The organism is Psychrobacillus sp. FSL K6-1267 (genome assembly GCF_038003265.1).
GTDB lineage: Bacteria > Bacillota > Bacilli > Bacillales_A > Planococcaceae > Psychrobacillus > Psychrobacillus faecigallinarum.
This window is the reverse complement of record NZ_JBBOOR010000001.1, coordinates 720,515-731,737: the sequence shown is the minus strand read 5'-3', so window position 1 is coordinate 731,737 and position 11,223 is coordinate 720,515. Positions and strand designations below refer to the sequence as shown.

Annotated in this window: 15 protein-coding genes; 2 read left to right on the top strand and 13 right to left on the bottom strand. The window is 35.9% G+C overall.

Translation table 11 applies throughout. The annotated features are described in order from the left end of the window. Positions 1-653 precede the first annotated feature (653 nt). The 3 genes from MHB55_RS03730 to MHB55_RS03720 form a co-directional block, all read right to left on the bottom strand. Positions 654-1,325: a 5'-methylthioadenosine/S-adenosylhomocysteine nucleosidase family protein gene (locus MHB55_RS03730; RefSeq protein WP_154311466.1), complete on the bottom strand. Its 672-nt coding sequence runs from the start codon at positions 1,323-1,325 to the stop codon at positions 654-656. A 27-nt stretch (positions 1,326-1,352) separates the two neighbouring features. Then, positions 1,353-1,742 (bottom strand): GNAT family N-acetyltransferase, encoded by a 390-nt coding sequence (locus MHB55_RS03725; protein ID WP_144540038.1) that lies wholly within the window; start codon positions 1,740-1,742, stop codon positions 1,353-1,355. A gap of 180 nt (positions 1,743-1,922) precedes the next feature. After that, entirely contained in the window at positions 1,923-2,153 is a 231-nt protein-coding gene (locus MHB55_RS03720; protein WP_340862623.1) for a hypothetical protein, read from the bottom strand. Positions 2,154-2,312: 159 nt separating this feature from the next. Between MHB55_RS03720 and MHB55_RS03715 the strand changes: the two genes are divergently transcribed. Next, positions 2,313-2,708 carry a VOC family protein gene (locus tag MHB55_RS03715; RefSeq protein WP_154311481.1) on the top strand — a complete coding sequence of 132 codons (396 nt, stop codon included), beginning with the start codon at positions 2,313-2,315 and terminating at the stop codon, positions 2,706-2,708. Here MHB55_RS03715 and MHB55_RS03710 read toward each other — a convergent pair. After that, on the bottom strand, positions 2,673-2,999 hold the full coding sequence (locus tag MHB55_RS03710) for a hypothetical protein (RefSeq protein ID WP_340862622.1): 327 nt from the start codon (positions 2,997-2,999) through the stop codon (positions 2,673-2,675). The two genes, MHB55_RS03715 and MHB55_RS03710, sit on opposite strands and share 36 nt — an antisense overlap. Positions 3,000-3,322: 323 nt before the next feature. On the opposite strand from MHB55_RS03710, the gene arr reads away from it, so the two are divergent. Further along, entirely contained in the window at positions 3,323-3,739 is a 417-nt protein-coding gene (gene arr, locus MHB55_RS03705) for an NAD(+)--rifampin ADP-ribosyltransferase (RefSeq protein WP_191696660.1), read from the top strand. A 142-nt stretch (positions 3,740-3,881) separates the two neighbouring features. Here arr and MHB55_RS03700 read toward each other — a convergent pair whose 3' ends face one another. From MHB55_RS03700 to MHB55_RS03660, 9 genes are all read right to left on the bottom strand, one after another. Then, positions 3,882-4,916 carry an L-threonylcarbamoyladenylate synthase gene (locus MHB55_RS03700; protein ID WP_340862621.1) on the bottom strand — a complete coding sequence of 345 codons (1,035 nt, stop codon included), beginning with the start codon at positions 4,914-4,916 and terminating at the stop codon, positions 3,882-3,884. 67 nt (positions 4,917-4,983) lie between these two features. Further along, entirely contained in the window at positions 4,984-5,514 is a 531-nt protein-coding gene (locus MHB55_RS03695) for a stage II sporulation protein R (RefSeq protein WP_340862620.1), read from the bottom strand. A gap of 45 nt (positions 5,515-5,559) precedes the next feature. Then, positions 5,560-6,417 (bottom strand): peptide chain release factor N(5)-glutamine methyltransferase, encoded by an 858-nt coding sequence (prmC, locus tag MHB55_RS03690; protein WP_340862619.1) that lies wholly within the window; start codon positions 6,415-6,417, stop codon positions 5,560-5,562. Further along, entirely contained in the window at positions 6,410-7,489 is a 1,080-nt protein-coding gene (prfA, locus tag MHB55_RS03685) for a peptide chain release factor 1 (RefSeq protein WP_144539690.1), read from the bottom strand. Before prfA ends, prmC begins: the two co-directional genes overlap by 8 nt. A gap of 350 nt (positions 7,490-7,839) precedes the next feature. Next, complete coding sequence (locus MHB55_RS03680; protein WP_144539692.1) at positions 7,840-8,418, bottom strand: thymidine kinase; 579 nt, start codon at positions 8,416-8,418, stop codon at positions 7,840-7,842. Between the two features lie 142 nt (positions 8,419-8,560). Then, positions 8,561-8,776 carry a 50S ribosomal protein L31 gene (rpmE, locus tag MHB55_RS03675; RefSeq protein ID WP_144539694.1) on the bottom strand — a complete coding sequence of 72 codons (216 nt, stop codon included), beginning with the start codon at positions 8,774-8,776 and terminating at the stop codon, positions 8,561-8,563. Positions 8,777-8,929: 153 nt separating this feature from the next. Then, positions 8,930-10,249: an FtsW/RodA/SpoVE family cell cycle protein gene (locus MHB55_RS03670; RefSeq protein WP_340862618.1), complete on the bottom strand. Its 1,320-nt coding sequence runs from the start codon at positions 10,247-10,249 to the stop codon at positions 8,930-8,932. Then, on the bottom strand, positions 10,239-10,655 hold the full coding sequence (lstR, locus tag MHB55_RS03665; protein WP_340862617.1) for a lineage-specific thermal regulator protein: 417 nt from the start codon (positions 10,653-10,655) through the stop codon (positions 10,239-10,241). The genes MHB55_RS03670 and lstR overlap by 11 nt, the downstream gene beginning before the upstream one ends. Further along, complete coding sequence (locus MHB55_RS03660; RefSeq protein WP_340862616.1) at positions 10,640-11,191, bottom strand: sigma-70 family RNA polymerase sigma factor; 552 nt, start codon at positions 11,189-11,191, stop codon at positions 10,640-10,642. Before MHB55_RS03660 ends, lstR begins: the two co-directional genes overlap by 16 nt. Between the last annotated feature and the right edge of the window lie 32 nt (positions 11,192-11,223).

Below are 11,223 nucleotides of genomic sequence, written 5' to 3'. Positions count from 1 at the left end.
GCATCGATAATACAAATTACTGTATATATTATGAAGACTATTTTTAAATACTTCATATTTACCTACTTTCTTTTACTAAAATTAATATACTCAACCGTCATGTTTGGTCCCCAGTAACCATATTTTTTTTACAGTCCTTTTCTCGGTTTTAAAGTATCCCAAGTCTATTTTGAATTTCTATGGTCTTTGATAGGATAAAGTGTCCATTCACCTATTTCGGCATTATTGATTAACTTGAAAAGTTCCTTCTATTGCTCTAGGAAGACTGCATCTAACTTATCTTCTGTTGCCTTTATATCTGATTCATCAACGCTTATTTTACTTGTATCTATTAGGCTTATTACATCTTACATTAAATAACCTCTCTGTTATTCTTACTGCTGCGTTAGTTTAAGAAGAATAAGGCTCTTCTCCTTATGTAAAGCACCCGTTCGTTCAATAAGCTTATTTTCCACATATTTCTTCCAATTCTTCAAGTAATTCAGAAGGCTCTACTTCCACCCCAATCAACTTCGCATTCCAGTTAACACCTACTACAATATATTTACCGGAAGCACAAAAAATAAAGGATTTGGAACTATCCGAAAACAACAGTTCAATAAAAGACAAGTTTCATCAACAATCATAATCTTTCTATTTAACTTTAAATTTATTTAAATAAATCTTTTTAAATATTTGCTAAATATTTTGTTCATAACTTTGGGTGTGTTTTCTAAATAAACATTAATCTGTTCAATGTTCGATTCGAATTTATCAGAGTTTCTTTCATCTGTTGGAAAATCAGATATTCCTTTAATTATAATACATTCAACATCATTCTTCTTACAGGTATAAGCAATCGCACCCGCTTCTGTATCGGCTATTGTTATTTCGTTTTCTTTAAGTTCTAAATAGTCCTTCCACATAACTACTGCTTTATCAGCGGTGCCAATTGTTCCTGTATAAAAATCATTTCCATATTTCGATAAATCAATATTGACTATGAAGGATTGTTTAATAAGAGGCTCAGTTTCTTTTACTGTACAATCATATTGAACGGCTTTATCGGGTACAAAAATATCCAAATTACTGAACTTATCATCTATTCCTGCACATGTTCCAGCAACGATTACTTTAGTTAAATTAAATTTAGAAATCATATATTGATTACCACCAACACCATTTACTTTTCTTACACCTGTACTATAAAAAACAAGCTCAGTATCATTAATTGTTCTTATGAAATACTCGCCATATGCATAACCAAAACGTTCGTTATTTTTTACGCTAAAGTATTCCAGTGTCGCTTCATATTCCCACTTCGTTGCAATACTTATTCCTATCATCTACTTATCACCCTACAAATAAATTTTTCATTTTCTATGCAATACATATTGAGACTTACTGAACTTAAAGTTATTTTTCTCGTAAAACGAAATTAAATCTTCTCCACAAAATAGGCTAATAACATCAATATGAGTGAGTTCGTCCAACAATTTTGATACAAGTTTCGTTCCTATACCTGTATGTTGAAATTCATTATGTATAACTACATCTTCAATGTATGCCCTAAATTTATTGTCTGAAATCGCTCTTGCGAACCCAATAAGATTATCGTCAATCCACGCACCAATTGATATATTTTGTTTTAGCATTTCTTCAATATCTTGCTCATTTCTTTCTTCCCACCAACCTGCATTTTTATAGAGCATCATAAGTTCAGTGCCTTTAAATGGTCTTTCAGAAAAACTTAAAAATTGCATATTCAAGCTGTCATCCCCCTTTGGCTTTTCATTAATTTTTCAATTATAGTATAGAGCTCTCTTCTTCAACTAACCTACGTCGTTAGTTCAATATGAAAAAGTCACCTCAAAAGGCAGCAAAAAGGCTTTACTCCTTCTTGAAGTAAAGCTACCCGTTTGCAAGTACAATTGAACCAACAGTTATCCAAAGTGATTATGAAACCACCAAACAATAAGGATCATACTCACTATTCCCCAAGCTGTGGTGCTCACTATCCACCAAATGATGGATTTAGATTTTGTTAAACTTTCCTCTTCTTCCCTATTTGCTGTTATAAAATCGAGCTTACTTTCCATACCTTTTTTCATAGAAATGAGAACAACAAATCCGATTATTATGAAACCAATAGATATCCAGAGTAATATGTCCACCTTTTATACCTCCATTTTTTTTGTGTGAATTACTTTCCTTTCAATCTTCTTTATTCAATTATCCTGCAACGTTTGTTCCATAAAAGGCTTGAAACTTAAGAGGGATTTCTTAATTGAGTGTAGAAAAATATATGTGTAAACAAAACACAGGAGGCTACTATGACTAATTTAATATCACATATTGCAACAATGGAAATACCTGTTACTAATTTAGAAGAATCTATAGCGTTTTATATCGATATCCTTGGTGCCGAAGTCCACTTTCAAGGAGAAAAAAATGCTATGCTTACTATGAAATCAAAAGGAGTTCCAACGATTTTTTTGGTTGAAACGGAAGAAATTAATGGATTATCATTCAGAAATACAAATACTAATATCGTTCATAGCGTAATTGACTTTTATACTCCTTCCTTAAAAGAATTATATGAGTGGCTTGAAGGAAAACAAGTTGAAGTTGGTCCTTTAAATTTACAAGGCGAATTTGGAGGTTTTGGATTTAAAGATCCTTCTGGAAATTGGTTAAGTGCCTGCAATATTCTTCACCCAGAACAGTAAAAAATCTTTTTTACTATTTGAGTTACAGGCGTAATTTTTTTGCGCTTCATTTACAACGATTTTAAAAGCATCTTCTTCCGTGTCATTATTCGGGTCATAAGCTTTTATCCAGTATTCCTTATAATTGTCCGAGTGACCTTTTTCTATTATTTTCAAATAAGACGTTGTCGATGTATATGGTCCAACACAAGATGTAAGTACCATTGATACACATAAGAGTATAAAAATCAGAGTTTTTTTCATTGTCTCCTCCGCAAGACTTTTTATCTTAAGTAATGTTCTCTGTTCCATCGAATAGTTCCTTCTAAGCTGCTTCGTTAATTTAAGTGTAACATTTCACACAATGGACCACCGATATCTAATTGATGTTTTTGGACGTAAAAATAGACCATCAAGTTGATGGTCTTGTATAACTACAGCACTGTAAGCTTAAGTATTATTTTTCACACAAAAAATTATTGCTAATTAAAAGGTAAAAAGGTAATTGTCGTTCAATATCATTCTTTCTACTTACATTATACCATTACTTACAGGTTAAATATAGACTACTCTTTTTATAATCCCCATACTATACTAGTATTCCAAATCTAAAAATATAAGGAGTGTATAAGTATATGAATGACAAAACAGATATCCTAGATAACGGTCCTTTTTTTCATGGTACTAAAGCAGAACTAAAAATTGGAGATTTATTAGAAGCCCAACACTTATCAAATTACCAAGATAAAAAATCTAACTATATTTATTTTACTGCAACCTTAGATGCTGCTAAATGGGGTGCCGAATTGGCAAGATCTAAATCAAAAGAAAGAATTTATATTGTAGAACCATTAGGTTTTTTTGAAAATGATCCGAACTTAACTGACAAAAGATTTCCTGGAAACCCAACACGTTCTTATCGTTCTAAATCTCCTTTGAAAATAATCGCTGAATTAAGTTCATGGGAAAGACATTCCGACGAAGAAGTAAATCATATGCTTACATCATTAAAAAAGTTAAGTGAACAAGGAAAAAATGTAATATACGATTAATCCAGAATATCTATAAGGTAATAATTTAGGATACCAAAAATTAAGGAAGAAGCCTGATCCTGACTTACGCCAAGATCGTCCTCTTAAATTTTCTCTAGTATCTGTAATAAGAAATGGCACTTAAAAGTCTTTTTTGCTTTTCTTAGTCATTTCCCAAATACCATTTGCCATTTGCGGCTTTTTCTAAACGATTCATAATCGCCGCTCCAACTCCTGTTTTCGGAAATACTGGAACGAGTACTATATCCGCATCCGTATCGTCACAACTTCTAAGCGCCTGATACAACAAATGAGCAGCTTCATCTATTTGGCCGTCGTTTCCTAATGTGAAATAATAGTCAGCCTCTGGCAACTGGAACTGCTCTGTTGCAATTAGAGCCGCTTTTTTTTGTTCTCTATGTATGCTTTCAATAGCTTTACGAATAGAATTTAACGACGCATCTATTAAAAAAACAGGAGCATTTGGTGCATAGTGAGCATACTTCATCCCTGGCGCTCTTGGTGCTTCCGCTCGATCTGTCAGCTTAGCTTCATTAACAGGGCCAATGACTTGCTCAAGCATTTCCTTCGTAATCCCACCTGGGCGCAGGATAGTTGGTATTTCACTAGTACAATCTAACACTGTTGATTCTAATCCCATTCCTGTTACTCCACCATCAATTATGGAAGGAATTCTTCCGTTTAAATCGTGGAATACATGATTTGCTTTCGTCGGACTTGGTTTTCCACTTCTATTGGCACTTGGAGCGGCAACCGGTTGCTTTAGTTGTCTTAATAGTTTTAAAGCTACTGGATGATTAGGCATTCTTACTCCAACCGTATTCAATCCTGCACTAACATTGTTCGCTAATATGCCTGGCTTTAATGGTAATATCAGCGTCAATGGTCCTGGCCAAAATGCATCCATGCACTCCTGCGCTATTTTCGGTATATCCGAAATAAACTCATGAATTTCTTCATTAGAGCCAATATGAACAATAAGGGGATTATCCTGTGGTCTTCCCTTTGCTTCAAATATTTTTGCTACTGCTTGTTCATTAGTAGCAACTGCTCCTAAGCCGTAAACCGTTTCAGTTGGGAAAGCAACAACTTCACCAGACTCTAATAAATGAACAGCTTGTGCATAAGTTGCTTCTTCTGTGGACAAGTTACCCACAGCTAAAATTTTTGTATTCATACATAATCTCTCCCTTCTTCCATTCTTATCCACAAAATGTTGATAACTTTCAGATTATTGTGGAAAACTATGTGGAAAATTTCTTCTTTAACCATTCCCATACAAAAAACTTAGGCTTTTCCTCTTTTACTTCTTCTTTATAACAAGCCTTTGGAAATAGGCCACACCACCAATTGTCTCCTCTACCACTTCCAATTGAAATGACAATCGCCTCGACATTGGTTTGAGCAGCAATTCCACTCTCCCATTCCTTAGGAGGGAACATAGTTTGCCCCTTAGTAATTGTCATCTTTTCTTGGAAGCTTGATGATAAGCTTTCCACAACTTTCTCAAGTTCTGTATATGTTTGTTCTGGGTTCATCTCGTAATTGATAAGCATTGGAGCTATTATTTCCTGTACTTCTTTCTTTACCTGTTGATCGTAGACAGTATTACTATTTGCAACTAAGCGAAAGCGCATCGCTTCAGTTTGTTCTGTATCGTGGATAAACAAAAACAAAAATGTTTGAATGACTAATAGCATCCATACAAATAGAATTGTTGCGTCAATTTTTTGTCCTACTGAGGTTGCTCTTTTTATCTCGTAATCTGGTAACATATAACATTCCTCCCTTAGGAACATTGTTACCAATAGATTCATATCTTATTCAGCATTTGTACAAAAAACAAAACGATTTTTTCCATTGATATCCTTAACAATCTCTACCTTCCCATTAGGAAAAGCCTTTTGAAGCATATTTGCTACTGCCTCTCCTTGTTCATAGCCAATCTCAAAACCTATTAAACTTGGTATTTTCATCAAACTTGGGAGATTTACAGCCATTTTTCGATAAAGCTGTAATCCATCCTCCTCAGCAAACAAAGCTAAATGTGGCTCGAAATCGATGACTGTATCTGATAAGGATGGAGCTTCATCATGCCCAATATAAGGAGGATTAGATAACACTATGTCCCACTTTTCATCCATAATCGGCTGCAATAAATCTCCGTGCTTGAAATTAATAGTTGCCTCAAGTCGCCTAGCGTTATGACTTGCAACCTCTAGCGCCTTTTCAGAAATATCGGTTGCTGTTACTAGAGAATGAGGTATTTCTTTTTGAATAGTTACAGCTATTGCTCCGCTCCCTGTTCCTATATCTGCTATATGCAGGGGAGCCCCATCTCTAAATATTACGGATGCGCGTTTTTTTACTTCTTCTATTAACTCTTCCGTTTCTGGGCGAGGAATCAAAACAGACTCATTTACTAAAAACTCTCGGTCGTAAAAAGTTTCCTGACCAATAATATATTGAAAGGGTCTTCCCGTCGTATGCTCCTCTACATAGCTCCAGAAAGTATTAAAATCTACTGTGGATATCTCCTCATACATAGCCATCATAAGCTGCGAATAATTTTTTCCAAGGACAAATTGTAATAGATAGCGGGCTACTTCTTTTTCACGATTATTTTCCCCTAAAAAAGAAGAAGCCCGATTTAGGGCCTCATAGATTGTCTTAGACATTCGTATCATTCATTCTTTCTAGTTTTTCTGCTTGATCCTCTAAAATTAGCGCATCAATGACTTCGTTCAGCTTGCCTTCTAAAATTTGGTCCAGCTTTTGAATAGTCAAACCGATACGATGATCAGTCACTCGATTTTGTGGATAATTGTAAGTACGAATTCGCTCTGAGCGGTCTCCGGTACCTACTGCAGACTTACGAACTGCATCATACTCCGCTTGTGCCTCTTGACGAAACTTGTCCGCAACACGAGCACGAAGGATTTTCATTGCTTTTTCTCTGTTTTTAATTTGAGATTTTTCATCCTGCATTGAAACAGTAATACCTGTAGGTAAATGAGTCATACGAACAGCTGACATCGTTGTGTTAACCGATTGTCCACCGGCACCTGAAGATGCAAAAGTATCCACTCGCACATCCTTTTCATGAATATCCACGTCTACTTCCTCAGCTTCCGGAAGTACTGCAACAGTTGCAGTTGAAGTATGAATACGTCCACCTGACTCCGTTTCCGGAACACGTTGCACACGATGTGCACCATTTTCATATTTCATCTTAGAAAAGGCATTGTTACCATTAATCATGAAGATAATCTCTTTAAATCCACCTAGACCTGTAGGTGAGGATTCCATAATATCGATCTTCCAGCCTTGCGTCTCCGCAAAACGGCTGTACATTCGGAACAAGTTACCTGCAAATAGTGCAGCTTCGTCACCACCAGCTGCTCCACGAATTTCCATAATAACGTTTTTGTCATCATTCGGATCTTTTGGTATCAATAAAATACGCAAGCGTTCTTCTAGCTCAGCGATTTGGCCTTCTAGCTCACTTACCTCTTCCTTTACCATCTCTCGCATGTCAGCATCAAGCTTTTCATCAAGCATTTGCTTTGCATCTTGGTATTGGCTTTTTACTTCCTTATATTCTCGATAAGCATCCACTGTTGGCTGCAAATTCGATTGCTCTCTTGAATAGTCTCTTAGCTTATTTGTGTCATTGACAACATCTGGATCACTAAGCAATTCATTTAAATTATTATAACGGTCTTCTACCGATTGTAATCGATCAAACATCGAGCTCACCTCGTTCATTTATGTGTCTAATAGTACTATTATAAAGAAAAAGTACAGTCCTTGCTACTTTTTCTGTTTTGCTTCAACTGCGTATTAAGGGCTTTTAAGCTAACGAGTGAATAGATGACTGCTCTTTTCATTAAAAGGCTCGCGAAGATGCAATTTCGCTCGCTTCCCACTCATTTACCAATCTTAGGTTTAAATAAACCTTCTCTGCAAGGTTCTGGACCATTTCCGCAAGGTTTGTCTCCGTCTCTGCAAGGATCTGGCTGAACTCCGCAAGGTTCGTCGCCGTCTCCGCAAGGTTCCCCGGCTTTCAAATGAAATACCTACTTACTTAATCACGGACTTCAATGAGTTAGCGGAGGATTAGCGTGGCATTTACGGCAAACCGGATAATAGGAGTCATTGCCTCCGATTTGAATTTGTTCACCTGTGTATACTGGGTGACCCTTCTCGTCTACTCTCAGATTCATAATTGCTTTACGATGGCAGAACCAGCATATTGTTTTCATTTCTTCAATTTTATCGGCATAAATCAGCATATATTTGCTTCCTTCAAACATTTCGTTTTGGAAGTCATTTTTTAAACCAAAGCCCATGACCGGAATATCAAGCTCATCTACTATTTGCGTAAGTTGAAGAACATGCTCTTTTTTTAGGAATTGCACTTCATCGATTAGCACACAATACGGTTTTGGATCAATTTCTTTTACTAATTCAAATAGGTCCGTGTCATCAAAAATAGCATTAGCTTTACGTTTCAATCCGATTCGACTTGAGACATGTCCTACTTCATCTCGAGTGTCAATACCAGGTGTGAAAATAACGACTGGTTTATTTTGTTCCTCGTAGTTATGTGCCACCTTTAAAATTTCAATTGATTTTCCACTGTTCATTGCGCCATGCTTAAAAAATAGTTGAGCCATGATATATCTCCTTACTTATCGACTATGTATTTTACTTCTATCTATTTATATCATACGAGTGGAATACCTGAAACTCTTTTAGACGAATTGTCACAAACAAAAATACCTGCAAAGCACTATGTGCTCTGCAGGTATTTTGTTATTAGTTTTGTGTTTCTTCTTTAATTCCGTATTTTTTGTTGAAGCGATCAACACGGCCATCCGCAGCTGCGAATTTTTGACGTCCAGTATAGAATGGGTGACATTCGTTACAGAACTCGACTTTGATGTCTGATTTTACAGAACCAGTTGTGAATGTGTTACCACATGAACATGATACTGTTGCTTCTTTGTAATCGGGATGAATTCCTGCTTTCATCTCTATCTCTCCTCTCGCCCTGAACCATCTGGAACAGAGTTGGTTATGAAACTGATACCTTACACGATCCGATTGATGTCAATCGCATATGTAGCAGAAATGTATAATCTTACGTATCATATAATAACACGTCATCTTGTTCTATACAAGTCATTAGTTTGCATTTAATTTTGAAAACGATACATCCTGTATAAAGTTTTTGCGTCTGTAGACACTGAGAACCAACCCTAACAAGAAGGAATTGAGAACGGTCGGCATAAATCCGTAGCTTAGAAACGGCAGTGACAAAGATACTATAGGAACCACTCCGAGCGTCATCGCAACAGTATATATGAATTGTGTAGAGAAAATTGTAATACATCCTATAATCAGTAGTCTACCAAAGGAATGCTTTGTCATAGCAGAGATTCGTATAAAGCGAATAACGAATAAGCTTAAAATTATCACTATTCCAAGAGCTAAGGCTAAACCATAGGATTGTATTAAATGTCCAAACACCAAATCTGTATGAGCGGTTGGAATGGTATGGGAAGTTCCAGAGCCAAACCATTTTGCTCCTTGTAGAAGATCAGAGAGCAGTACATACATATAACCCGCATCTTCAGCATAAGCAATTGGATTTAAATAACCTAATAAACGTGCAATCTGATAGTTCTCTATAATGCCATTTTGATAGCTGAGCCACATAAATATTATGTAGCTAATGATTAAAGTCGCCACAGCTCCGACTACTATAACTTTTTGCTTTCTAGAAAATTTACTATACATAAATAACACGCCAACAAGTACACTGTAAATAAATAATGCCGACAAATTTGCTATATAGCTAAACAAAAGGAATGATAGCGACACTAACACAATCCCTTGCCATAGTGCAAAGGTTTCTTTAGTAAACAATGCTGACCAGGCAATGAAGTATAGCGGAATAGCCATCCAAACCTGCAATTTTAATGAACCTATCTCAAACATTACTTCACCGTTTATTTGAGTGTTGTGAAAAACATATAAGAATATAATAAATAAAGAACCTATACCGTAAAAAATATAACCCCATTGCGCAAACTTTCGATAATCAAAATACATCAATCCAATAGCTACGACAAATCCAAGAATTATATGAAGTATATGATTAGACAAAAATAAAGGAATCATATGACCAAATCTGTAATCATACTGTGGTTGATGTAAAGCTAAAATCGGCAAAAAGCTAAGAAATAATATTCCGATGAATAAAGATAGGAGTAGCCAATCTATTTTAGGCTTGTGGACCTTGTTCAATGATTTACCAAGCTCGATAGGACTGCCCATTTCTGATGCTGCTTTATCTTCTGCGTCTGTTTCCGTATATCCTTTTGTCATCCAAGCCATTTTCGAGTGTTCCATATGTTTAGCTAGCTCAGCTTCCACATAGACCTTTGCCTCTTTGGAGCGAATATGGGCTACAACCGACTCTAAATATTGCTTAATGTTCATCGGTGGTCACCTCTAGAAATAACTGCTTAAGAGAGAAACGATTAGATGGTGAAGGACACTCTTTTTGCAATAGTTTCTTACCTTTTTTCGATAATCTATAATATTTTTCACCGTCTTCTGCCCAAAAGGAATCTATTATTACGTTTTGTTCTGCCTGATGAAGATGGGTATATATGCAGCCCTCATTAGAAAGGATAGATTTTTCCCCCGTTATATGTAGAATCTCTGCTAGCTCTCTACCAGTCTTTGACTCTATTAAAAAAGGTAATATTACTTCTGTTAAAGCAACTGGAGAGATTTGTCTGATTTGATCGTTCACTTTTTGCTGAAGTTCCTCCGAAAATTGTAGGCTCTCAAACGTAGTATTTTTCATGGCTTTTTTTAATCCTTTTAATCTCTCTTCCATTCGGACCCCTCCAATATACCCTTTAATAATAATTTACCTTTGCGTAGCCTTGTTTTAATTGTATTTTCGTTACATTGTAAGACGGCTGCAATTTCCTTAATAGATAATTCTTCAAAATAAAATAAAAAGATCACTTCACGATATTTAATAGGTAAGTTCATAACAGCTGCTGTAAGTTCTGTATCCTCGTCCTGTTGTACAATGACTTGTTCAACACTTGAAGATATAGTTGCTCTACTTAAAATAGCATCTTCTGTTACCTTTACGTTCTGGTTGTACCAGCTTTTTAAATAGTCCTTGGCATGATTGATGGCAATACGCCACAGCCATGTTTTAATGGATGACCGCCCAGTATAGGTTGGTAGCCCCTTGAAGCACTTCACAAAAATTTCTTGCGTTAAATCCTCTGCCAGAGCTTCATTATGTACATAAGCATATACTAGCTGCAATATATCTTGACCATATGTGTTCATCAATTCATCGATAAGCTGCTCATAATTCGTTGATTTAGCATCTGCTACAAATAATTCTTCCACCGTCTTCCCCCCTTTTCGCACATTAGACGAGT

Coding starts and splice junctions, on each gene's coding strand:
- MHB55_RS03730 (WP_154311466.1), bottom strand. CDS start 1,325: ATGATAGGAATAAGTATTGCAACGAAGTGGGAATATGAAGCGACACTG.
- MHB55_RS03725 (WP_144540038.1), bottom strand. CDS start 1,742: ATGCAATTTTTAAGTTTTTCTGAAAGACCATTTAAAGGCACTGAACTT.
- MHB55_RS03715 (WP_154311481.1), top strand. CDS start 2,313: ATGACTAATTTAATATCACATATTGCAACAATGGAAATACCTGTTACT.
- MHB55_RS03710 (WP_340862622.1), bottom strand. CDS start 2,999: ATGGAACAGAGAACATTACTTAAGATAAAAAGTCTTGCGGAGGAGACA.
- arr (WP_191696660.1), top strand. CDS start 3,323: ATGAATGACAAAACAGATATCCTAGATAACGGTCCTTTTTTTCATGGT.
- MHB55_RS03700 (WP_340862621.1), bottom strand. CDS start 4,916: ATGAATACAAAAATTTTAGCTGTGGGTAACTTGTCCACAGAAGAAGCA.
- MHB55_RS03695 (WP_340862620.1), bottom strand. CDS start 5,514: ATGTTACCAGATTACGAGATAAAAAGAGCAACCTCAGTAGGACAAAAA.
- prmC (WP_340862619.1), bottom strand. CDS start 6,417: ATGTCTAAGACAATCTATGAGGCCCTAAATCGGGCTTCTTCTTTTTTA.
- prfA (WP_144539690.1), bottom strand. CDS start 7,489: ATGTTTGATCGATTACAATCGGTAGAAGACCGTTATAATAATTTAAAT.
- MHB55_RS03680 (WP_144539692.1), bottom strand. CDS start 8,418: ATGGCTCAACTATTTTTTAAGCATGGCGCAATGAACAGTGGAAAATCA.
- rpmE (WP_144539694.1), bottom strand. CDS start 8,776: ATGAAAGCAGGAATTCATCCCGATTACAAAGAAGCAACAGTATCATGT.
- MHB55_RS03670 (WP_340862618.1), bottom strand. CDS start 10,249: ATGAACATTAAGCAATATTTAGAGTCGGTTGTAGCCCATATTCGCTCC.
- lstR (WP_340862617.1), bottom strand. CDS start 10,655: ATGGAAGAGAGATTAAAAGGATTAAAAAAAGCCATGAAAAATACTACG.